Genomic DNA, 24,904 nt, shown 5'->3' with positions numbered 1-24,904 from the left:
TTTGTTATAATACCAAAAAGCCCGCTTTACGCGGGCTTTTTTAATGGTTGGTTCCCAAAAAGCGATAGTGAAAGGGGTCAGTCTATATTTTTACATATCATTTCGCCAATCCCCATTAAAGAAGCTATTTCTTCCTCTGTGAAATCATAGGACATAGGTTTCGCTATGCCGATGGTTCCATATAATTTCCCTTCGTGTATCAATGGTGCAGCAAGCGACCCTTCTACTTTCGTCTTTTTAGCGGCCGGTCTTGCCACTCCGGATGCATCGGTTTGTAGGTTGCACATTTCTACAGGTTTCATGCGTTCAGCTGCTATCCCAGCCATGCCTTTACCGATTGGAATTGCCCATACCTTGGGGATAAGAAAATCAGGAATTCCTTTTTGGGCCTTCAGCTCTAAAATGGATGTGTCCGGTTTTAGAAAATGAAGGGTACCCGTTGAGCAATCGAAATGGCTAATAGTCTCTTCTAAAACACTTTGCCAATCTATAGGATTTTGTTCAAGTTTTACCGATATTTTTTCGGGGATGTTGTTCATTTTGATCAATAGGTATTTAAAACTATGATTTGCTATTTCCTCTAACGATGGCCAATTTAAGGATATTGTCAGTTTGGGGAATATGATATATGTCAGCTACCCATGATATGTCTTAGGTTTTATCCGCTATCCTTTTTTAACGTCCACATAAAAATTTGGGTCCACTTGTATGTCGTTCCCTTTAAGTGATTTTTGTTGCCACTCGGTGGAAGGGGAAATCCAATCGGTTTTTCCAGCCATCTCAACCTTTAAGGGCATTGCAAACCCGTTAATGACATTGGTAAATCGGTATTTAAAAATTCCATCCTGAATTTCATATTCAAAAACCGGAATATTTGCGGTTCGAAGGTATTGGTCAAAAAAGGTTCCAAAATCGCCTTCGACCTTATCATCCAGATAATTTTCAACTTGTTTGGTTGTTACCGTTTGATGATAGAATTCCTCATTAAGTTCACGAAGGGTGGCCCGCCATTTTTCATCATCGTCCATGATATGCCTGAACGTATGTAGGATGTTGGCTCCCTTGTTGTACATATCTCCAGACCCCGCTTTATTTACGCCGTAAGGCCCAATTAAGGGTCGGTCATTCCGGATATTCTTTCGGATGCCCAATAAATATTCAGATGCTGCCTCCTTACCATAGTAATATTCAATGAAAAGACTTTCGGAATACATGGTAAAACCCTCGTGTACCCACATATCGGCGATATCCTTGTAGGTAATATTATTGGCGAACCATTCGTGTCCAGCCTCATGGATGATGATATAATCGAACTTCAATCCCCATCCTGTACCCGATAAATCCCTGCCTAAATAGCCATTTCCATACTGGTTTCCGTAGGTGACGGAACTTTGGTGTTCCATTCCCAAATAGGGGACTTCCACCAATTTGAATGAGTCCTCGTAAAAAGGATAAGGGCCGAACCAATGCTCAAAGGCTTCCATCATTTTGGGAGCCTGCTTGAACTGTTCCTTGGCTTTTTCCAGATTATCCCGTAAAACGTAGTAATCCATATCTAAAGTACCTTTTTCGCCATCATAAGTCTCGCCAAAATGGACATAATCGCCAATGTTTACATTTACCCCATAGTTGTTTAAGGGATTGGATACGAACCAGTGATAGGTATTCGTATCCTTGTCTACTTTGCGTAATCTTCCATTGGATACGTCCATGAGGCCCTTGGGTACTTTTACGCTCATGAGCATGCTATCCACTTCATCGTACATATGGTCTTTGTTGGGCCACCAAACACTAGCTCCTAGTCCCTGACAAGACGTTGCCACAAAGTGTTTCCCGTTTTCATCCTTTTTCCAAGAAAATCCACCATCCCAGGGAGCTCTGACAGCTTCTTTGGGATGCCCGGAATAGTGCACTACGATTTCGTTAAAATCTCCCACAATTTGAGATTTTTCAAGCCTCACAAAATGCGCGTTTCCATTACTTTCGAAAGTTAGGTTTTTTCCATCTTGCGTAATTTTTTCGATAACCAAAGGTGGCTGTAAGTCGACCTGAAGCACTTGATTTTTATCCAAAACCTTGTAGCGTATGGTATTGGTGCCGGAAATGAATTTATCATCCGGTTTAACCTCAATATCCAAATGATAGTAATTGAGGTCCCACCAGGCGCGTTCCGGAGTGATACTGCCTCTAAGGGTGTCTTGTTCCGTAAATTCCTGGGCCTTAATATGTAAGGTAGTCAGGATGACGGTAATCATAAAAAGTTTTTTCATAAGTCACAATTATCTAAAAATCCCGTTTGGAAATACGACCGGACTTTCAAATCCGTTCTTTCCTACTGCGGACACACCAAAGAAAAAATTATCAATAACGATACCTTCCAAAGTGAATTCAGTCACATCCCCAACAAGCCTACTATGGTCCCAAGTGGGTGAGGTCGTGTCCCTCCAATAAATTTTATACCCAACGGCACCGTCCACCTTGCTCCATTGAAACTTGGCCGAAGGCTGAACGATACCACCTATTTTTACCTCCTTGGGTGCCGGAGGAGCCCAAGCCAAGGAAGCCAGATTAATGGCATTCACTGCCGTAAGCTTGGCTGCATAGTCAAAATTGACATGTTCCAAAACATCACCATATGCTATGCCGTCTTCTACACGTATATCCTGATGTTGCTGGGTGTAATTTTCATGCGCCTCCATAATTCGTATTCCGGCGAACCCGGCATCGTTAAAGGGTCTGTGATGTCCTCCACGGCCAAATCGGTCCAAACGATAGATCATCATGGGGTTCATTTCAGGCATATAAGTCTTTACATTTTTGTGGACGTAACGTGCCAGCTGTCTTGATATACCATCTACTTCTCCTCCATAAAACCGTCTTGCCCTGCGTTGCTCTTCCGTTTCATTGGGAGGAACGGGTTCGGAAAAAATTCGGAAATCCACATTACTTACTACTCCATCCACTCCTTTGATATTTCCGATCATATCGTTATTAAAAATCCCGATGATTTCCCATCCCTGATCCTTGGCATATTGTGCAACACCCCCGCCGCCAAACAAGCCCTGTTCTTCACCGGATAGTCCCATATAAATAATACTGTTTTCAAAGGTGTATTTAGAAAGTACCCGAGCGGCCTCCAAGGTTCCGGCCATACCACTGGCATTGTCATTGGCCCCGGGAGAATCGTCCGTAAAATTGGTAGGGTCGCTTACGCGGGAATCAATGTCGCCACTCATAATGATATACCTATTAGGGTATTTAGTTCCTTTTTGTATGGCCAAAACGTTCACGACTTCCACATCATGCACTATTCGTTGATTGGCGCCCTTTTTGACCAGGTCTTTTTGATAAAATACGTTCAAACAACCGTTACAGGCATTCGATGTCTTTTCAAATTCCGATTTTATCCAGCGCCTCGCCGCACCTATGCCACGGGTTCGTGAAACGGTATCACTCAAGGTATGACGGGTGCCAAAGTTTGCCAATTTGGTTATATCGTTTTCTATGCGTTCTGCAGAGACGGCTTCGATAATATCATAGATGCGTTGGTCTGTTTGTGCCGATAATGTAAGGGTTGTGGTCAAAAGACCCAGCAGTAGCCATTTTTTCATTTTTTGTTTCATTTGAAGTGTTTCTAAAAGTATTAAAAATTAATCTCTTTCAAGGTGTATAAGATGCCAAACTCCCAGTGCCGGACCCAATGCCAATACCATGAATAAAAAATTTGCATTTGTAATGGTCTGCAGGTAATTTAAGAGTTGAATACTAATAATGGTAATGGCAAAGCCGATGCAGGTGGCAAGGGTAAGCGCTGTACCTTTAATTTCGCCCGTAGCCGATGCAGCCACTAGTTTTGATAGTTGTGGGGAATCTGCGGTAACGGCCAAACCCAATATACACAAGGCCGATAGGAATAGTATGGGAGGCAGCATGAAAAAAATGGGGGAGATTAGGCAACATAGGCCCGATATCGCTAGAGACGTTAAGGCCACTTTACGACTTCCTATTTTTTCAGATATTATACCACCTAAAGCGCACGATAGCCCACCAAGGGCAATAATGACACCCGTCCAAAGGGGTACCAAAAAGTCCATACCGGTTTTCGTATTATAATATGCAATCGCAAAGGGCGTAAAGGCCCAAAAGGCGTACAACTCCCACATGTGTCCAAAATAGCCAAAAGCGGCCTTCTTAAAATTTGCAATGCCAAAGAGTTTGGGACCAATGGATAGATTCAGTTTTTTGCTAGGGGTTCTATAGGGTCCGTCGGGCACCAGAAAATTAATTGCCAATCCGCCCATTAAGGTCATTGCCGTAGTTATTTTTATGACGGTGTTCGCCTCATGACCCCAACTATTGGCCTTGATCAAAAATGGAAATGCCGTCCCCAAGACCAAGGCACCTACCAAATATCCTAAAGCCTTACCTAGTCCCTTTTCATAGTAATCTGCCGCAATTTTCATGCCCACGGGATAAATACCAGCAAGAAAAAAACCAGTCCCAAACCTAGTTAGAAGAATCGTCCATTTGGTCATAGTTTCCTGAAGCAGTGCAAAATTACAGAGTGCCGCCAATAGGGCACATACCATAAATACCTTGGAAGGCGGAAACCTATCCGCTACCATCAATAGTGCAAAAAGCAGCGTGCCCACAATGAATCCCAATTGTACGGAGGATAATACCCAGCCGATAATTTCTTCACCCAACCCTGTTTTCAAGATAAGTTCATCAATAACCGTATTGCCGGCAAACCATGGCGACGTACATGCAAACTGGGCAATGATTATGGTTGGAAGGATATGTGGTTTTTGTTTCAATCGATTAGCTACCTAAGAAAAGTGACCTTGGCTATTTTCCCGTTTTCAACTTCATAGATAGCCACGGCATTAAACGTATTTCCATTGACCGTTACTTCCTCGTGGTCGATTACTTTGTTGTCGATGACCATCCTATTCTTGATTTCGCAATGTAGATCTGGCGCCGATTTAAAAAATTCAGCGTATCCTTTTCTCATGGCTTCCAGCCCATCGGTAGTGAGATCTCTGGGGAAATTATACAATTTGATATCTTGCGAATAGGTTGCCATTAAGGCATCGATATCCCTTGCATTATAGGCTTCCAATTGTTTTTCAATAATGGATTCAGGTTTTGATTGCGTCTTTTGGTCAAAAATAAAGGTCATGCTTGAGATGCGGTCCTTCACTTCATAAAGTGCTAACTGCATCGTTGTTTTTCCGTTTCCGGTTACTTTTTCATGGTCAATGACCTGATTTCCAATAACGATACGGTTTACCACTTCAACATCATACGTTTTGTTTTCTGGGGAAAGTCTGCCATAATTTTCACGCATTTTATCACGGCCAATATACAGGGTATCTGATGGAAAGTTTCGTACCACCACATTTTCAGCGTAACAATTGACAAAGGCCTCCAAATTTCCTGCATTATAGGAATCCACCTGTTTTTGAACGATTTTATATACCGGGTCGGCACTTACAAACGCCAATTGTTGACCATCCGGACTAACGGCCAGTCTTGATATGTTAGGTATTTCCAATTTATCAAATGTGTGCAGTAGTTTCCAAGAGCCCTTATTTTTATAATCGTAACCCAACAAATTGTTTTCGTACGCTGTAAGCAAGGTTCCATTTTTTGTCCAACTTACATCCTCAGATGCGCCAGGAAGCGTCACTATATTTTTGGTAGCCCCGGAAATAGGATGCATGGATTTTACCATGGCCGTATCATTTTCCTTGGAAATAAAGCTTATAAGCGCTGTATCGGGAATTCTATGAAGGGACCTGCCTACGTTTTTTTGTACCGTGTAATTGGTTTTATCGGCAAGATTTGACACTATCAAATCCATTCGGCCTTCAATCAGAACCGTGCAGACGATGATATGGTCATTATACCAAACATGATAGCCTACTTTTAAACCTTTGAGAAGCTCTTTTGGTTTCCTTGTATTAAAATCATACCTATATAATCTTTGAAGGCCATCATCATCCAATCGGATAGCTGAAATATCTTTTTGGCCCAATATTCTTATGGGAGAATATTCCCCGCCATTTGGGGTGTCGTTCAACCATGATTTTGATTCGGATTTTATGTCGAACAGGGCAATATCGGTTTGTCCATTTCGGGTAGATGAAAAAAGGATTCGGTCATCATCGTAAAACGAAGGTTGATTGTCATAGCCTTCGTTATTGGATATATTTTTAGCTTTTACAATGTTTAAAACATCATTTTTCCATACCAAGTCGGCTAAAAAAACCTCCGTATCGGACTGTGAATAACCATTTAACACAATAGATAGCCAGAGGAAGGCTAAAAAATAGACATGTTTCATAAAACAGGATTGGAACCCAATTTAGTGCATGTCCGCGAACCTGCCTAAAATGTCTCTAACGTTTTTGGTACTGTCCACAAAATACTTGGCGTGTGTCTTTTGCCGGCCTACTTTTACGGTAATGGAATCATCTGGCAATTCTTGGAACATAAATTCATCGGTCCAGTCATCGCCTATGGCAAAAACAAAGTCGTACTCATTTTCTGCAAATACACGCATGGAGGCTCTTCCCTTGTTTACGTTGCTGCTCTTGATTTCCATGACCTTATTTCCGTTTAGAACGCTCAAGTCGTCGTTCGCAATCAAACTGGTCAATACGGTGTTCAGTTCCACGGCCCGCTTTTGTCCGAAATCAGGATCGGTATTTCTGTAATGCCATGCCAAGGAATAATTCTTTTCTTCGATAAAACTTCCCGGGGTCCTATCCACAAAGGAATCTAATACGGGGTGAATTTTCTCCATCCAATCCTTTTTGACCTTTTCCAACATTCTAAAGTCTTCGCCATTTTGGGAAATCCAAACCCCATGTTCCACTATCATATTATATCCCTTATGCATAAACCATTTGGTAAAGGTTTCTTTGTCCCTACCACTAATCAAATACATATCCGTATTTTCTTGTGCGGAAATTTCATCCAATAATCTGAATAGATCCTCATCCGGACTTGCTTTCTGGGGATCTTTGTTGAATCCGGCCAAAGTACCGTCATAATCGAGAAAAACAAGGCGTCTTTTGGCCGACTTGTATTTTTTCATGACTGTGTTCATTAAATCAACTGAAAGCCTTCTGGATATATAGGTGAGGTCCTTTTCTTTTTGATTCAATAGGGAGGTCATGAAATCATTGGCCCATTTCTCCACATTATATCGTTCCAAGCGTTTTTGAAGAATGGAATTGCGTTGTTGTTGTTCCTCTTTGGGCATATTGATAGCCTTGTCCAAGGTGTCCGCTATTTCCTCAAAGTTATTGGGGTTTATCAAGAGGGATTCGTTCATTTCATTGGCAGAACCCGCCATTTCACTCAAAATAAGTACCCCTGTCTTATCCGTTCGTGTAGCGATATACTCCTTGGCTACCAAGTTCATACCATCCCGAATAGGGGTTAACCAGGCAATATCACAGGTCGTATACAGGTCGATGAGGTTATCAAAGGGCATAGATCTATAGAAATACCAAATAGGGGTCCAGCTTACGGAAGAAAGTTCCCCATTTATACGTCCTACGAGCTCATCGATTTCTTTTTTCAGGAGTTGGTATTGCGGTACGTTGGATCTAGAGGGAACGGCCAAGATAATCAACCGGACTTTCTCCTTATACTGAGGGTATTTGTTTAGAAAGTACTCAAAGGCATTCAAGCGCTTGGCGATTCCCTTGGTATAGTCCAATCGGTCTATGGAAAGGAAGAATTTCGCATCGGGAGTAGATTCCTTATGGGTATCCAATCTTTTTTGAAGCTCGGATTTTTGGGATTCGTCGCGTTGTGCATGTTCCTTAGCTGCTTCGTTGAATTTTTTATAATCGATTCCCATGGGAAAGGAATCCACTTTTATTACCCTATCATCCAAATAAATATCGTTAAAACTGACCTCAAGACCCAAAAGCCTTCGGACCGAGCTTAAAAAGTGTCTTTCGTAATCATAGGTATGGAAGCCGATTAAATCTGAACCCAGGAGACCTTCCAAAACTTCCATCCGCCAAGGTAATGTTCTAAATATTTCAAAGGAAGGGAAGGGAATATGCAGGAAGAAACCAATGGACACATTGGGACGTTTTTCCCTGACCATTTGGGGTACCAGCATTAATTGGTAATCATGGACCCAAATTACATCGTCATCTTCCGCTTTTTCCAAAATAGCATCGGCAAATTTTTGATTTACCTGTTTATAAATTTCCCAGCTTTCCCACTGGAACTCCGTGTATTCCATGAAATAATGGAACAAGGGCCACACCGTTCTATTGCTAAATCCATAGTAAAAACCGTCTACTTCTTTTTGGGTAAGTTTTACCTTAGAGGAACCATGCTCGGCCAAGGCATCGTCTATTTGTGATTCCAATGCTTCGGGTGTTTCCTCATTGGTGAGGCCGCTCCAGCCGATCCAAAGGCTATCCCCTCCTGAATGAACGGATTTCATACCAGTGGCGAGTCCTCCAACACTTGGTATCGCAGTAATGCTTCCATTGCTGATTTGTAATTGTACAGGGAGTCTATTTGAGATTATGATAGTTTTGGCCATAAATAGCAATTTTTGCTTTGAAATGAATTTAATTTCCCTCAATTTCGGTAAAAACTAGGGCAATAGCAATTGATTACCCAAATGAATCAAGATTTTTATTGAATGAATAATTTAGATTACGGAATAATAGGGAATTGTAGAAGTGCGGCATTAGTATCAAAAAAAGGTTCCATAGATTGGTGCTGTTTACCGGAATTTGATTCTTCCTCTGTGTTTGCAAAACTTTTGGATGAGGAAATAGGGGGCAGTTTCGAGATATTGGTCGATGATTCCTATACCATAAAACAGCGCTATAAAAAGCATACCGCCGTATTGATTACCAAATTCTCTTCAGGGGGCGATGTTTTTGAAATTCGCGATTTTATGCCTCGGTATCGCAAGGCGGACGGTGGCTATAATTCACCTCCTGAGCTGATCAGATATATTAAACATTTGAGCGGCAAACCCAGATTTAAGGTATGCTATAATCCCAAATTGGAATACGCCTTTGGAAAAACGGAAACCTATGTCAAAAAGAACTTTGTCGTAAGTCTTACCCATGGAGAAAAGTTCGATACGTGCTTTCTATACACTTCATTTAATAAAAATGCCGTAGTTGATGGAAGGGAATTGGAGATAACGGAGGACGGCTATTTTCTATTGGGATATAACGAAAAATTGTTCCAACCTACGGTTCGAAAGATGTATACCGAATTGGAGCGAACCAAGGTATACTGGTTAAATTGGAGCAGTAAAACCCCAAACTATAGAAAGTATAATTCCCAGATCAGTAGAAGTGCCATTACTCTAAAACTCTTGACCTATGATAAATCCGGAGCGGTTTTGGCTGCAGCCACGACCTCGTTACCGGAAACGATAGGGGAAGTCCGCAACTGGGATTACCGTTTTTGCTGGATACGGGATGCTTCCATGGCCATTAAGGTAATTGGTGAACTGGGGCATAGGAACGTAGCTAAAAGATATCTGCAATTTATCGTAGATCTCATTCCCGATAAGGACGAGAAACTTCAGATTATGTATGGCATCAATAAGGAGAAAAAGCTGACGGAACGCACCTTGGACCATTTGGCGGGCTATAAAGGTTCCAAACCGGTACGAATTGGGAATGCGGCCTACAAACAACGGCAAAATGATATCTATGGCATTTTGATGGATGTTATTTATGAGCAACTTTCAAAGTATAGTAACGATACCGAAAACGGTGAGGATTTATGGGGCATTACCAAAGGAATCGTATGGATCGTTTCCCATCACTGGAAGGAGGCGGATAAGGGTATTTGGGAATTTAGGACCGAGGATAGACACTTTACTTTTTCTAAAGTATTGTGTTGGGTCGCCATTGATAGGGCGATAAAAGTAGCCAGATTGTTCCGAAAAAATCATAAGCTTGAAAAGTGGACGCAACTGGAACAGGAAATCAAAAACGATATTCATGCCAATGCTTGGAACCCGGAAGTCAACGCCTTCACCCAATCCTACGGTTCGCCAGATATGGATGCATCGGTACTGTTGATGGAATCCTACGGATTTATCCATGCCAAAGACCCCAAGTTTGTGAGTACCGTACATGCCATAGAAAAAGAATTGAGTAACGACGGTTTGTTGTACCGTTACAAAAACGAAGATGATTTTGGTTTACCCTCTTCTTCCTTTACCATTTGTACTTTTTGGTTTATCAATAGTCTATATAAGATTGGGGAAAAGGAAAAGGCCATGAAGCATTTTGACACGCTCTTGTCCTATAGTAATCATTTAGGTCTTTTTAGTGAAGACATTGATTTTAAGACCAAAAGATTGCTTGGTAATTTTCCCCAAGCCTATTCGCATCTAGCGTTAATAGAATGTGCCATTAACTTTTCCAGACAAGAAAGTGAGGAGCAAGTATTGGCTTCGATCAACAAATTGTAGTTACCGGAGTAACCGATTTTTGGGCCATTAATAAAATTTTATCCAACAGCTTCTGGAAATGCTCCGTTGTGGTAAAGGGATTCATTACGGTGACCCTTAAATAGTGCCAACCGCGTAATTTAGTCTGTACTATATAGAACTCCCCGTCTTCCAATAGTTGGTGCCTTATTTTGGCATTTAATTCGTTCAATTGTAATTGTGAAAAATTTGAATCGACATATCTAAAACATACAATATTGGCCATAGGCGTTACGGCCAATTGAAATGAAGCGTGATGTTCGATCATTTCACCAAAGGATGCACCCATATCATACAATTGGGTTATGTAGGCGTCAAAAACCACTTCGCCATAGTATTTGAGCATGGTATACCAATGTATGCTCATCATGGTCTTTGTACATTCAAAGGTTCTCTTCCCCGAATTGTACCAATCTTCATGGTCAGAATCTGTTAGCAAATAGTCGGCCTTTTGCCTAAAGGTGGCATTGGCGTACAATCCATTTTTTAGGAGTAGGGCGGTGGTTATCGTTGGCAACATCATCATTTTGTGTCCGTCGATGACTACGGAATCGGCATTTTCAATTCCTTTGAGCGTATGCCTATATTTTTCCGAAAAGATACCAGCCCCCCCATGGGCACCGTCCACATGAAACCATAGGCCGTGTTTTTTTGCAAATCCCGCAATAGCTTCCAAATCGTCGAACATACCCGTTGCGGTAGAAGGTGCACTGCCAACTATCGCAAAGATGGCAATGCCTTTATGCAGTGCTTCCCCGTATTTTTCTTCCAAAACCGTAGTATCCATTTGGAAGGACTCCGTACATGGAATTTTGATGATGCCTTTTTCTCCCAAGCCCATTATTCTCGCCGCTCGATCCACGCAGTAGTGTGCCTCTTCGCTTACCATGATACCCAATGGCACATTCAGCCCTTCATTCCAAACATCTTGTTTTAATACGGCTTTCCGTGCCGCTAACAGCGCCGTTAGATTGGCCAATGTTCCTCCAGATGTCAAAAAGCCTCTGGCGTTGGTATCCCAACCTATTTTTTCACAAAGAACATCTGTAACCACACGTTCAATGGCGCTTGGTGACATGCCCATTTCATAGACGGCCATCCCATTATTCAACAAGGAACTGATCATACCCGTTAATGCTGTTATGGGAGCAGCGGGACTCACCTGATGTCCTATGTAGTGGGGATGGTGTACATAGGTTGTACGTTCTGTTATCGTCTTAAAAAGGTCGTTTTCATCGCCACTCTTCAAAAAATCCTTCCAGAACTTCAGTTCTTCTTCTGGATCGTTCCACTGAATGGCTTTTTCCGACTTTTCATTTAGTTTATCATCCAAATGGGCTGTTAGCTCATCAATTACCTGATGTCCTTTTTCTTGAAAGAACTTCGGTGAATAGACCTTTTGTAAAAGATTGTTCCGCATTCCTCAAAATTAGATGCTTCCCGCAATTTGTACAAATAAAAAAACCGCCCCCATTGGGAGCGGTTTTTGCTTCTGTCCATAAAAACAAAAGGGCAATCTGAATTAGTCAAAGGTGTAACCTTGATCTGCAGCAACTTTATCCGCAATTTGGGTGCGTAAAGCCACTACATTGGGGTTATTGGTATATTTTGTAAAACGTTTTAGTCCCATGAGCATCATACGTTGTTCGTCGCCTTCGGCAAAGGAAACAATGGCTTCCTTCCCTTTTTGGATGACAATCTCCGTAGCCCTATACAAATAGAGTTTGGACATGGCAATTTGGGTAGCTTGTGCCTCCTCGCCAAAACGTTTTGCATTCTTTTCTGTTCTTAATATAGCCGATTCGGCAAGATAAACCTGTATCAAAATATCGGATGCGGCCATCAACAACTGCTGATGTTCCTCCAAATCTGGGCCAAATTTCTGAACGGCACTGCCCGCTACCATTAAAAAGACTTTTTTCAATCGTTTTAAAAGATCTTTTTCCTCGGCGAACAATTCGGAGAAATCCGGGGTTTCAAAAGAAGGGATACCCATCAATTCCTCACCCACTGCGGTCGCCGGACCCAATAAATCTACATGCCCCTTCATGGCCTTTTTAACCAACATTCCAACGGATAACATTCGGTTGATTTCATTGGTTCCCTCATAAATCCTAGCTATTCGGGCATCGCGCCATGCAGATTCCATAGGGGTATCGGCACTAAAGCCCATACCACCAAAAATCTGGATACCCTCATCCGTGGTGTGTTGTACATGTTCCGAAACGGCCACTTTTAGGATGGAACATTCAATGGCGTATTCCTCTACGCCCTTTAGTTCTGCTTCCTGGTGTGAATTTCCTTCGGCTTCCCGGATAGCGATTCTATCTTCAATATTTTTAGCTGCCCGATAACAAGCGGATTCATCCACATAGGCATTGGTGGCCATGTCAGCAATCTTTGCCTTAATGGCACCAAAGCTAATAATCGGCACCTTGAATTGGATTCGTTCATTTGCGTATTTGGTGGCCTCGTTGATTACCCTTCTTTGCGCTTCCAAACAAGCCGCGGCCAGTTTAATCCGACCAACATTCAATGCATTCATGGCTATTTTAAAACCATTGCCTTGTGTGGATAGCATATTTTCAACGGGAACCTTGGTTTCATTGAAAAATACCTGACGGGTAGAGGAGGAGTGAATACCTAATTTCTTTTCTTCGTCCCCCAGGGTAATCCCATTTTTCGGATCATTTTCAACAATAAACCCGGTAATATTTTTATCATCCCCTATTCTGGCAAAAACGATGAAAAGATTGCAGAATCCGGCGTTGGAAATCCACATTTTTTGTCCGGTTATACTGTAATATTTCCCATCATCGGAGAGTACTGCTTTTGTTTTTCCCGAATTGGCATCCGATCCTGCACCTGGCTCTGTTAGACAGTAAGCCCCAAACCACTCTCCGGTAGCCAATTTTGGTACGTACTTCTGTTTTTGTTCTTCTGTACCATATAGGGTTATTGGCATAGTACCAATACCTGTATGTGCCCCAAAGGCGGTACTGAAGGAACCCGTAGCCCCCGATATATAATCACATACTAACATGGTAGAGACGAAGCCCATCCCCATTCCTTCATATTTTTCAGGAACGGCAATACTCAAAAGTCCCAGTTCACCTGCTTCGCGCATACACTCTTCCGTATAGGCGTAGTCCTTCTTTTCAAAACGCTCCCAATGGGCCCAAAGCTTGCGATCAACAAACTCTTTGGTGCTCTCACGCATCATTTTTTGTTCTTCATTGAGGTCCTCTAGTGTGAAAATGTCTTCACAGTTGGTTTCTTTTACTAGAAATTGACCTCCCCTTAATATTTTTTTATTCTCTACATTCATTTTTTGGATTTTAGAAATTAGATGTAAGTATTGAGATTACTTGATTTTCCTTTGGAAGGAATAGTTCATTTTTTGAATTTCTATGATCATTTCAATCAAAGGATTGACTTTATTTTCTTTAGACAACTTTAAATCTATCGCCAATTGAAGTTGCGTCTGTAGCTCATATAAAGAACCGTTTGCAATACTTAGGAAGTAAATGAATTCTTTGTTAGAATTTCTACCAGCACCTTCTGCTATGTTTGAAGGAATTGAAATGCAACTTCTTTTTATTTGAGATGTTAAACCAAATTTTTCTTCATTAGGAAATTCTGAAACAACCTGATAAACAAGTTTGGTAAGTTCCATCGCCTTTAACCAGATTTTTAACTCTCTTAGGTTGTGCATTTCTAATGACTAATATCTCAAATCTAAAATCTAACTAGTTGAGAAATTCATAGATTCCTGCTGCACCTTGTCCTGTACCCACACACATGGTTACCATACCGTATTTTCCCTGCATGTTTCTTTTACGCATTTCATCAAAAAGCTGAACTGATAACTTGGCCCCGGTACAGCCTAACGGGTGGCCTAAAGCAATGGCTCCACCGTTGACATTTACGATTTCCGGATTCAACTTCAATTCTCGAATCACGGCAAGGGATTGCGATGCAAAGGCCTCGTTCAATTCAATCAATTCTACATCTTCCTGTTTAAGACCTGCCTGCTTCAAAGCTTTGGGTACCGCAGCTACCGGACCAATACCCATAATTCTTGGAGGTACACCGGCTGCCGCATAGTTCACCAACCTTGCGATAGGTTCCAAGTTCAGTTCTTTTACCATTTCCTCGCTCATGACCATGACGAAGGCGGCTCCGTCGCTCATCTGTGAGGAGTTTCCGGCAGTAACACTTCCATCGGCAGCAAAGACGGGCCTTAATTTGGCCAAAACTTCCACGGAAGTTCCCTTTCTGGGCCCTTCATCCTTGGTTACCGTATATTTTTTAGTGGCTTTTTTTCCATTTTCATCCACATAGGTTTGCTCCACTTCAATTGGAACAATTTGGTCTTGGAATCGGTCCTCCGCCTGTGCCTTTAAGGCTTTCATATGCGAATTATAGGCAAACTCATCCTGGTCTTCACGCGATACATTAAATTCCCTGGCAACGGCTTCAGCGGTATTTCCCATACCCCAGTAATAATCCTCATGGCCGGATTTGACCAAATCATAATTGAGTTCTGTCTTATAACCCGTCATGGGTACGGCACTCATACTTTCCGCACCTCCCGCAATAATGCAATCTGCCATTCCTGACTGAATTTTAGCCGTGGCAATCCCTATGGTTTCAATCCCCGATGAACAAAACCGATTTACGGTTACCCCGGGGACATCTACGATATCCAAGCCCATTAGGGAAATAAGCCTAGCCATGTTCAACCCCTGCGAACCTTCCGGCATAGCATTGCCTACAATGACATCATCGATTCTCTTTTTGTCCAGTCCGGGCAATTCCTTCATCATGAATGCGATGGTCTCCGCTGCCAGTTCATCCGTTCTCTTGAATCGAAAGACTCCCTTAGGCGCTTTTCCGACCGCTGTTCTATAACCTTTTACTATATATGCTGTTCTCATTATTAATTTCTTAGTGGTTTACCCGTTTTTAACATGTGTTGAATACGTTCCAAGGTCTTCCTTTCGGTACAAAGCGAAAGAAAGGCTTCCCGCTCCAAATCCAACAAGTATTGTTCCGTCACCATAGTTGGTTCAGATAAATCCCCACCGGCCATGACATAGGCCAGTTTGTTGGCAATTTTTTTATCGTGTTCACTAATATAATGGCTCGCTTCCATGGAGTCCGTTCCTACCAAGAACATACCCAAGGCTTGTTTACCCAATACCTTCACATCCTTGCGTTTAGGTGGTTGGGTGTATCCCGATTCGGCCATAAGTTTGGCATACGCTTTAGCGGTCGCTATTTGTCGGTCTTTATTGACGACAACAATATCCTTTCCATGTTGCAATATTCCTAGGTCATACGCTTCATATGCCGAAGTGGAAACCTTGGCCATACCGATGGTCAGAAAGTATTCCTGTAAGACGTTCAATTCCACATCACCCTTTCTAAATGAATCCGATGCCCTCATGGCAAATTCCTTGGAACCGCCACCTCCAGGAATGACACCTACGCCAAATTCCACAAGGCCAATGTATGTCTCGGCAGCCGCCACAACCTTATCGGCATGTAGGGACAACTCACAACCACCGCCCAAGGTCATACCATGTGGTGCTGAGACCGTGGGTATGGCAGAATAGCGCATGCGCATCATGGTGTCCTGGAACATTTTAATGGCCATGTTCAGTTCATCATATTCCTGTTCAACGGCCATCATGAAAATCATTCCAATGTTGGCTCCCACAGAGAAATTGGCGGCCTGATTTCCTACGACCAATCCCTGAAAATCCTTTTCGGCCAAGTCGATTGCCTTGTTCAGTCCTGCCAAAACATCGCCTCCAATGGTGTTCATTTTGGATTGGAATTCGCAGTTTAGAATGCCATCACCCAAATCTTCGATTACTACGCCACTATTTTTGAAAACTTCTTTACTTTTTCTGATATTATCCAAAATGATAAAGGCATCCTGACCGGGAACCTTGACCATTTCTTTTTTGGGAATATCATAATAATAGGTATTGCCATCCTTTACACTATAAAAGGAATCAATTCCCGATTCCTTCATTTCATGTACCCAGGAAGCGGCCGTTTGGTTTTCGGCAGTAATAAACCCAAGACCTTTGTCCAAGCCAACGGCGTCCCAAATCTGGAAGGGCCCGTGTTCCCATCCAAAACCGGCTTTCATGGCATCGTCTATCTTATATAATTCATCTGAAATTTCTGGGATTCTGTTTGAAACGTAGGCGAATAACTGACCAAAGCTTTTTCTATAGAATTCACCGGCCTTATCTTTTCCGTCCACCAAAACGGCAAACCTATCCAATACTTTGTCAATGGTCTTCGTCAATTCCAAGGTAGCAAACTTGGCACTTTTCTTAGATCGATACTCCATCGTATCCAAATCCAAGGTCAAAATCTCACTTTTGCCTTTATCGTCCTGTACTTTTTTATAAAACCCTTGACCGGATTTACTGCCCAACCATTTATTATCCATCATGGTTTTGATGAAATCTGGCAAGGCAAAAAGTTCATGCCGCTCGTCATCCTTGCAATTTTCTGAAATTCCATTTGCTACATGCACCAAGGTGTCTAGACCAACGACATCTACGGTCCTAAAAGTGGCGGATTTTGGTCGGCCAATTACCGGCCCCGTCAATTTATCCACATCTTCCACTGTCATGTCCAATTCCTTGACCGTATGGAAAAGACTTTGGATACTGAAAATACCCACCCTGTTCCCAATAAATGCGGGTGTATCCTTTGCGACTACGGAGGTTTTTCCCAAGAATTTTTCTCCGTATCCATTTAGAAAATCCAGCACTTCTGGAAGTGTCTTTGGACCTGGAATAATCTCAAAAAGTTTTAAATACCTAGCAGGATTAAAAAAGTGGGTTCCGCAAAAATGTTTTTGAAAATCATCGCTTCTTCCCTCACTCATGAACTTTATAGGTATGCCGCTTGTATTTGAGGTAATTAGCGTACCCGGTGTTCTATGTTTTTCAAGGTTTTCAAAAACCTGCTTTTTAATATCCAATCGCTCTACAACCACCTCTATGATCCAATCAACCTTCGCTACCTTTGAAATATCATCCTCAAGGTTGCCCGTGGTGATTCTATTGGCAAAATTTTGATGATAGATAGGGGAGGGCTTTGATTTTAAGGTCGATGCCAATGAATCGTTGACCAGCCTGTTTCGTACCGCTTTATCCTGTAAAGTAAGGCCTTGTGCCTTTTCTTTATCCGTCAATTCCCTGGGTACGATATCCAAGAGCAGGACTTCCACTCCAATGTTGGCAAAATGGCATGCAATTCCGCTTCCCATAATGCCCGAACCAATTACTGCAACTTTTTTAATATGCTTGTTCATCTGTTTTATGCTGTATTTAGTTTTTTGTTGTGTCTTTAGTATAAATTTTCTTGTCCATGATAAGTTTGTTAATGGTATCGGTCACTTCAAAAAAGTGTTTTAACTTTTCCTCGGATACTTGATTTTTAACAACTTCATTGAATCGTAGTACGACATCCTTGGAATCCTTTCGTTTTTCCAGTCCAAAATCCGTTAAATGTATCAGTACCCCGCGTCCGTCTGCCGGATTCGGTTTTCTCTGGATCAAGCCTTTTTCTTCCATACTTTTAAGTATTCTGGATAAACTTGTTGCCTCCATGCCCATTTTGGGCCCCAAAGAAGTTGAAGGGGTACCTGTTTTTGGATCGATACTCAATAAGGTAAAGCCAACGGCCATAGTGGTCTCAAAATTTTTAGCCTCCTCATTGTACATCCTTGCCACCGCCTGCCATGTAGCCCTAAGCGCATAATCAATGGTAACCTCCTTCATAAAATTTTTAGTTGGTTACCAAATATATAAAAATTTATTATGCATGCATAATAAATCATTGAAAATGTTTCTGTGTTGTGGGGTGTATTCTTGTTTCGTAAAAGGATGGGATTAGGCCTTTTCTTTTTCTCGCTTTTTTATCTCTTTACTGACAAATGCACTTAAGAGCATTGGAATAACCACAAATAGCGGACAAAGCACCGTTGGGACAAAATAAATCAGCTTCATGTCCTCACCCCTAGAGAATCGGACCAATTCATATCCAATTATTAGGGCCATTAAAAAGACTCCAAAAACCATTATCCCAAGAATAATTTTGTTGCGTTTTTTTAATTATTCGGTACTGTATTTTTCAAATGCCATTTTCAACCGAAATTAATATTGATATTCAATGCCCGTAAATGTCATTGTACAGGTCGATGTATTTCTCCTTTACTATTTTCCTTCTAAGTTTCATAGTAGGGGTGAGGTGACCGCCCTCTATGCTCCAAACTTCTGGGGTAAGCCTAAATTGCTTTACTTTTTCCCATTTGGCAAATTGCTCATTGGCCAGATCCACTTCGGTTTGAAACTGTTCCAGTACCACGGGGTTTAAGATGATATCTGAATTTTCTGGTATCGTGAGGCCTTTCTTGGTAGCCCATTGGTGCAGGTAGGCAAAATCTGGTTGGATCAGTGCCGCAGGCATTCTTTCCCCTTCTCCCACCACCATAATCTGTTCTATGAATCGGGATTGTTTGAATCTGTTTTCCAATAGCTGCGGGGCTACATATTTACCTCCGGACGTTTTGAACATTTCCTTTTTACGGTCGGTTATTCTCAGAAATCCATCGGAATCAATTTCACCGATATCGCCCGTATGGAAATATCCATTTTTCAATACTTCATCTGATTTTTCGGTATCCTTGTAATAGCCCAACATCACATTGGGGCCTTTGCACAGGATTTCGCCATCATCGGCAATCTTGACCTCTACCTTCTCAATGACCTTGCCAACGGTACCGATTCTCCATTCACCCCCTTTTTCTTGGTTTACCGAGATAACCGGGGACGTTTCCGTAAGTCCGTATCCTTCCATTACAGGGATGCCTGCCGCACCAAAAACCCTGCTTAAGCGCGGTTGAAGGGCCGCACTGCCCGAGACCATTGTGGTCAGATTACCACCGAGTCCTTCTTGCCATTTGCTGAAAATTAATTTTCGGGCCAATTTTAGCTGTTGTTCGTACCACCACCCATTGGCACCATAGGGTTCAAACTTAAGTCCTATCGATACCGCCCAAAAGAAGAGCTTTTTCTTTATACCTGTTAAGGCGCTTCCCTTTGCGATAATGGCGTCATAGACTTTTTCCAATAATCTTGGCACGACCGTCATTACGTTTGGTCTTACCTCCTTAATATTATCACTTATTTTATCCAAGCCTTCGGCAAAGTGAATTTCTATACTACAATATTGGTATAGGTATAAAATCATCCGTTCAAAAATGTGGCAGACCGGCAGAAAGCTCAGGGCGCTGGCCCCTGCCTTGAAGGGTACCCTTTTTTCACTAGCTATCACATTGGAAACAATATTGTCATGGGACAGCATGACACCCTTGGGTCTCCCAGTGGTTCCAGAGGTATATATTAAGGTGGCCAAGTCATTGGCATTGACCTGTTCCTTGCGTTTGTCCACTTCTGGTTGGTTGGTGTCGTCTTTTCCCAAGTCCAAAACCGCCTGCCAATTGTCACAATCTTTTAGGGTATCGAAACTATAGACACCTTTCAAGTGTTTTAATTCCGGTTTTATCGTATTTACCTTGGCCAACACTTCCGCACAGGAAACAAAACAATAGGTTGCCTCGGAATGGTTCAAAACATATTCGTAATCTTCTTCGGATATAGTGGGATAAATGGGTACAGTTTGTGCTCCTAACTGTAATACCCCTATATCCATAATGTTCCACTCCGTGCGATTGGTCATGGAGATAATCGCAATTTTATCATTTGGTCGTACCCCAAGTCTCAATAATCCACGGCTTATGGTATTTGCTTTTTCAATGTATTCCTTCGTGGAGGTAGTCATCCATTTTCCATCGTATTTGGTAACGAGTGATTTTTCCAAAGGATAGTTTTCCAATTGATAATATGGAAAATCGAATAGGCGGGTAACTTTTTGCATAGTCTTTTTATAAATCTTTCTTGCAAAATAGTGAAAGAACTCGGTATTCTAAATAGGCTATCTTAAAAATACTTGTTAATAAATGTGAATATGGTAAAACAAAAGGGGCTTTTTTTAAAAGCCCCTTCAAGTATTTATTAGTATTTGCCCTTAATTATTACTAGCTATCCACTTCCTTGCATTCACAAAAGCTTCCAGCCACGGAGAAACTTCATCTTTTCTATCCGAAGGATAGAAAGCCCAGTTCCACGGGAACGTAGAACGCTCAATATGTGGCATGGTTACCAAATGTCTTCCCGTTTTATCGCAAAGCATGGCCGTATTGTAGTCACTACCGTTAGGATTTGCGGGATAGCCTTCATAACCGTACTTGGCAACGATATGATAATTTTCTTCGGATAAGGGAAGTTTAAACTTCCCTTCGCCATGGGAAATCCAAACCCCTAGGGTTGCACCGGCCAAGGTAGAAAGCATGACCGAGTTGTTTTCCTCTATTTTAACCGAAGTAAAGTTACTTTCATGTTTGTGGGAATCGTTGTAGGTCATCTTTCCGTGTGTATCGTGTTCCGGATTAATCAAATCCAATTCCATAAACAACTGGCAACCGTTACAGATTCCAACGGATAAGGTATCTGGTCTTGCAAAAAAGTCTTTTATCACCTTGTTGGCCTTTTTATTGTATTTGATAGCTCCGGCCCATCCTTTGGCACTTCCCAATACATCCGAATTTGAAAAGCCACCAACGGCGCCTAAAAACTGAATATCCTCCAAGGTTTCCCTGCCAGTTATCAAATCCGTCATATGAACATCTTTTACATCAAATCCTGCCAAATACATGGCATTGGCCATTTCCCTTTCAGAATTGCTACCTTTTTCCCTAAGGATGGCAGCCTTAGGTCTTGCCTGCCCTTCTCTTAATGATCGACTAGGGAGTTTTATGTTTTCTGAATTCGGAAATGTATATTTTAAGGGTTGCACCTTGTAATTATCGTAGCGGTCCTTGGCAAGTCCGTTCGAAGTTTGTTTAGTATCCAAGAGATAGGAAGTCCTGAACCATGTATTGCGCAGTGATGCAATGTTCAATCCCATTTCCATACCGCCATTCTTCAGGGTCAGTTCCTGCGTATCGGTTACGTTTCCTATTTTCTTGACATCGATATCGGCATCGACCAATAATTTTTCCACCAAATTATCCCGAAGCTGGAATACAATTCCCGCATTTTCGGAAAACAGCAGTTTTATGGTATCTGCTTCCCCCAAATCGGAAAGGTCCAGTTGGGCACCCAGATCGGTATCGGCAAAACACATTTCCAACAATGTAGTGATTAAACCTCCCGATGCAACGTCGTGTCCCGCAAGGATTTGTTCGTTTTGAATCAAGGTTTGAATCAAGTCAAAAACCGATTTAAAATATTCATCGTTTTTAATGGTGGGTGCTTCGGAACCAATTGCATTGCGAACTTGTGAAAAGGATGAGCCTCCTAATTTATAAGCATCCCTGGACAGGTTGATATAGTATATGGAACCTCCGTTTTTCTGAAACACGGGTTCCACTACTTTGGTAATATCGTTGCAATTGGCCGCAGCGGAAATAACTACGGTACCAGGCGCAATGACGTCGCCATCGGTATATTTTTGTTTCATGGAAAGGGAATCCTTTCCGGTAGGTACGTTGATGCCCAAGGCGATTGAAAAGTCGGAAACTGCCTGTACGGCCTCGTATAGTCTGGCATCCTCACCTTCGTTTTTGCAGGGCCACATCCAGTTGGCCGAAAGGGAAACCGATTTTAAACCATCTTTCAACGGTGCCCAGATAATATTTGTCAGTGCTTCCGCAATACTATTCTTGCTCCCCGCAGAAGGATCAATCAATCCTGAAATAGGGGAGTGGCCTATACTGGTAGCTATACCTTCCTTTCCTTTGAAATCCAAGGCCATAACACCCACGTTGTTCAATGGCAATTGTAAAGGTCCCGCACATTGCTGTTTGGCCACGCGCCCGCCCACACAACGGTCTACTTTATTGGTCAACCAGTCTTTACATCCCACGGCCTCCAGCTGTAAAATTTGATCTAGATACTCATGGAAATGTTCCAATGAATACTCAGGATTTTTATAAGACCTTCTTACGGTGACATCTTTCATATAGGTTTTTGGGGAACTCCCAAAAATATCACTGAGCTTAACATCCATAGGCTTGGCCCCTGTTGTGGCCGACTCAAAGGTAAAACGGTCATCATCGGTAACATCCCCCACTTCGTACATGGGTGATCGCTCGCGATCGGCTATTCGTTTCAAAAGAGCCGCATTGTCCTTTCCAATTACCAATCCCATACGTTCCTGGGATTCGTTGCCGATGAGTTCCTTTGCCGATAGGGTAGGGTCGCCCACGGGTAATTTATCCAGATCGATTTTTCCCCCGGTTTCCTCCACCAGTTCGGAAAGGCAGTTAAGATGTCCCCCGGCACCATGGTCGTGAATGGAAACGATACTGTTGTTATCACTTTCCACCATGCCCCGTATCGCGTTGGCGGCTCTCTTCTGCATTTCTGGATTGGAACGTTGTACGGCGTTCAATTCTATAGCAGAACTGAATTCCCCTGTATCCGCACTGGATACGGCTGCCCCACCCATTCCAATTCTATAGTTGTCACCTCCAAGCATAACTATTTTATCGCCTTTTTCCGGTGTATCCTTCAAAGCCTGTTGGGCCTTCCCATAACCGATTCCCCCGGCCTGCATAATAACTTTATCATAACCCAATCTTCGGGCTTCAGAGCCGTTGAGGGAATATTTTTCGTCATGCTCAAAAGTAAGTACAGATCCAGCGATTAAAGGCTGACCAAACTTATTCCCAAAATCAGATGCTCCGTTGGAAGCTTTGATCAAAATGTCCATGGGAGTTTGGTACAACCATTCCCGCTCTGGCATAGCCTTTTCCCAGGGCCTGTCTTTTTCCAATCTTGAGAAGGCTGTCATATACACCGCCGTGCCCGCTAAAGGGAGTGACCCTTTTCCACCTGCAAGACGGTCCCTGATCTCCCCTCCTGAACCTGTTGCCGCCCCGTTAAAGGGTTCAACGGTGGTGGGAAAATTATGGGTCTCCGCTTTTAGGGAAATAACCGAATCAAATTCCTTTTCTTCATAAAAGTCGGGCTTATCGGCTGTTTTTGGTGCAAACTGTATCGCTTTGGGCCCTTTTAGGAAGGCCACATTATCCTTATAGGCCGATACAATATCGTTGGGATGCTCTTGGGACGTTTTTTTAATGAGTTTGAATAAGCTCGTTGGCATTTCCTTTCCGTCGATGATGAAGGTGCCGTTGAAAATTTTATGCCTACAATGTTCCGAGTTTACCTGGCTGAAACCAAATACTTCGGAATCAGTCAACTTTCTTCCCATTCGCTCGGAAAGTCCCTCCAAATAAGTTACTTCCTCATCACTTAGGGCCAAGCCTTCCTTTTGATTGTAGGCTGCAATGTCCTCGATTTCCAAAATAGGTTCGGGCTGTATGTTGATATCATAGATGGACTGACCAATACCCTCATATTTTTGGGAAAGCATCGGGTCAAAATTGGCAAAGTTCCCGGAAACAGCATGGAACTCCTCAATTCTAAGTATATCCGGAATGCCCATGTTTTGGGTAATTTCCACGGCATTTGTACTCCAAGGGGTAATCATAGCGGCGCGAGGGCCAACAAAAAAGGCGTCCAACGACGCCACATTGAGTTTAGGTTGGTTTCCAAATAACCAACTTAATTTTTGTTCGTTTTCCAGCGTAATTTCCTGGGTGGTTTGGACGGCAAAAATCTTAGTTGCCGGGTTTCCAAAAAAGTGAATCATATCAGTACGTTTCTTATGCAAAAAGGAAAAGGCAAAATTACGATATTAACCCTTATTTTCCCTCCTGTACAAAGCACAGTTTTCAACCAAAATTGTTGATATAAAATTCTATCCCTAAGGATATGTACCAAAATCAATCAAGGCCGTATCCTTTTGTATTTTAATACGCATAAAATCCAACAGGGAAATCCCGTTACTGTAATATCCTCCAACGGTTTCAAATTTTTCAACGCCTCCTTTGGTATATTCCAATACATAACTCCCATCCTTTTTGGCGTACCCCATTTTTAGAAATCCCGATTTGGATTCTTCCGGTTTTAAAAGTTCGATAACCAGACTATCCGTATTTTCGGAAGTTTTTAATACAATATTGGAAATATTGTAATTAGAATTATTGACTTAGGCATTTAACCACTAATATTTTTGATATAGCATGGCGGGGTATTTACCATCCTGAGCATCAGGTTGTCGAATATGCCCTCCTTCATGAAGCTGCGGTTGAACCTGTAGCAATATTCGTCGAGATAGTCCTGTAGGTCCCCCACGTGGTGGTGCATCCCCCTAAGCCATGCCTTG

General features: G+C 42.3%; 16 protein-coding genes and 1 pseudogene. 1 reads left to right on the top strand and 16 read right to left on the bottom strand.

Annotated features, from left to right (window positions below):
• Positions 1-77 precede the first annotated feature (77 nt).
• The 6 genes from BFP75_RS00450 to BFP75_RS00425 form a co-directional block, all read right to left on the bottom strand.
• The gene (locus BFP75_RS00450; protein ID WP_099542579.1) at positions 78-539 is read right to left on the bottom strand and encodes a GAF domain-containing protein; all 462 of its coding nucleotides are present in this window, start codon (positions 537-539) and stop codon (positions 78-80) included.
• Positions 540-665: 126 nt separating this feature from the next.
• Positions 666-2,270: a M1 family metallopeptidase gene (locus tag BFP75_RS00445; RefSeq protein ID WP_099542577.1), complete on the bottom strand. Its 1,605-nt coding sequence runs from the start codon at positions 2,268-2,270 to the stop codon at positions 666-668.
• Positions 2,271-2,279: 9 nt separating this feature from the next.
• Positions 2,280-3,611 (bottom strand): M28 family peptidase, encoded by a 1,332-nt coding sequence (locus BFP75_RS00440; RefSeq protein ID WP_099542626.1) that lies wholly within the window; start codon positions 3,609-3,611, stop codon positions 2,280-2,282.
• 39 nt (positions 3,612-3,650) lie between these two features.
• On the bottom strand, positions 3,651-4,817 hold the full coding sequence (locus BFP75_RS00435) for an MFS transporter (RefSeq protein ID WP_099542575.1): 1,167 nt from the start codon (positions 4,815-4,817) through the stop codon (positions 3,651-3,653).
• Between the two features lie 8 nt (positions 4,818-4,825).
• Positions 4,826-6,349, bottom strand: a complete 1,524-nt coding sequence (locus tag BFP75_RS00430; protein WP_099542572.1) for a nuclear transport factor 2 family protein — start codon at positions 6,347-6,349, stop codon at positions 4,826-4,828.
• A gap of 21 nt (positions 6,350-6,370) precedes the next feature.
• Positions 6,371-8,584 (bottom strand): bifunctional alpha,alpha-trehalose-phosphate synthase (UDP-forming)/trehalose-phosphatase, encoded by a 2,214-nt coding sequence (locus BFP75_RS00425; RefSeq protein WP_099542623.1) that lies wholly within the window; start codon positions 8,582-8,584, stop codon positions 6,371-6,373.
• 102 nt (positions 8,585-8,686) lie between these two features.
• Between BFP75_RS00425 and BFP75_RS00420 the strand changes: the two genes are divergently transcribed.
• Positions 8,687-10,492 (top strand): glycoside hydrolase family 15 protein, encoded by a 1,806-nt coding sequence (locus BFP75_RS00420; RefSeq protein WP_099542570.1) that lies wholly within the window; start codon positions 8,687-8,689, stop codon positions 10,490-10,492.
• Here BFP75_RS00420 and BFP75_RS00415 read toward each other — a convergent pair.
• The 10 genes and pseudogenes from BFP75_RS00415 to BFP75_RS00375 all read right to left on the bottom strand — a co-directional run.
• Positions 10,479-11,930 (bottom strand): pyridoxal phosphate-dependent decarboxylase family protein, encoded by a 1,452-nt coding sequence (locus tag BFP75_RS00415; RefSeq protein ID WP_099542568.1) that lies wholly within the window; start codon positions 11,928-11,930, stop codon positions 10,479-10,481. The genes BFP75_RS00420 and BFP75_RS00415 overlap by 14 nt on opposite strands.
• A 102-nt stretch (positions 11,931-12,032) precedes the next feature.
• Positions 12,033-13,838, bottom strand: a complete 1,806-nt coding sequence (locus BFP75_RS00410; protein ID WP_099542566.1) for an acyl-CoA dehydrogenase family protein — start codon at positions 13,836-13,838, stop codon at positions 12,033-12,035.
• A 36-nt stretch (positions 13,839-13,874) separates the two neighbouring features.
• Positions 13,875-14,225 carry a four helix bundle protein gene (locus tag BFP75_RS00405; protein WP_099542564.1) on the bottom strand — a complete coding sequence of 117 codons (351 nt, stop codon included), beginning with the start codon at positions 14,223-14,225 and terminating at the stop codon, positions 13,875-13,877.
• Positions 14,226-14,259: 34 nt separating this feature from the next.
• Positions 14,260-15,450: an acetyl-CoA C-acyltransferase gene (locus tag BFP75_RS00400; RefSeq protein WP_099542561.1), complete on the bottom strand. Its 1,191-nt coding sequence runs from the start codon at positions 15,448-15,450 to the stop codon at positions 14,260-14,262.
• Between the two features lie 2 nt (positions 15,451-15,452).
• Complete coding sequence (locus tag BFP75_RS00395; protein WP_099542559.1) at positions 15,453-17,858, bottom strand: 3-hydroxyacyl-CoA dehydrogenase/enoyl-CoA hydratase family protein; 2,406 nt, start codon at positions 17,856-17,858, stop codon at positions 15,453-15,455.
• Between the two features lie 16 nt (positions 17,859-17,874).
• The gene (locus BFP75_RS00390) at positions 17,875-18,327 is read right to left on the bottom strand and encodes a MarR family winged helix-turn-helix transcriptional regulator (RefSeq protein WP_099542557.1); all 453 of its coding nucleotides are present in this window, start codon (positions 18,325-18,327) and stop codon (positions 17,875-17,877) included.
• 388 nt (positions 18,328-18,715) lie between these two features.
• Positions 18,716-20,485: an AMP-dependent synthetase/ligase gene (locus BFP75_RS00385; RefSeq protein ID WP_099542554.1), complete on the bottom strand. Its 1,770-nt coding sequence runs from the start codon at positions 20,483-20,485 to the stop codon at positions 18,716-18,718.
• Between the two features lie 150 nt (positions 20,486-20,635).
• Positions 20,636-24,328, bottom strand: coding sequence for a phosphoribosylformylglycinamidine synthase (gene purL, locus BFP75_RS00380; RefSeq protein ID WP_099542552.1), 3,693 nt, complete (start codon positions 24,326-24,328; stop codon positions 20,636-20,638).
• A 114-nt stretch (positions 24,329-24,442) separates the two neighbouring features.
• A complete protein-coding gene (locus BFP75_RS21625) occupies positions 24,443-24,613 on the bottom strand; it encodes a hypothetical protein (protein WP_165776510.1) in 171 nt (56 codons plus the stop codon).
• 122 nt (positions 24,614-24,735) lie between these two features.
• Positions 24,736-24,904 (bottom strand): annotated as a pseudogene (locus BFP75_RS00375) (IS1595 family transposase); the annotation flags it as partial.

The sequence above is a fragment of the Maribacter sp. 4G9 genome (assembly GCF_002742265.1).
GTDB lineage: Bacteria > Bacteroidota > Bacteroidia > Flavobacteriales > Flavobacteriaceae > Maribacter.
This window is presented reverse-complemented; position numbering and strand designations above follow the sequence as displayed.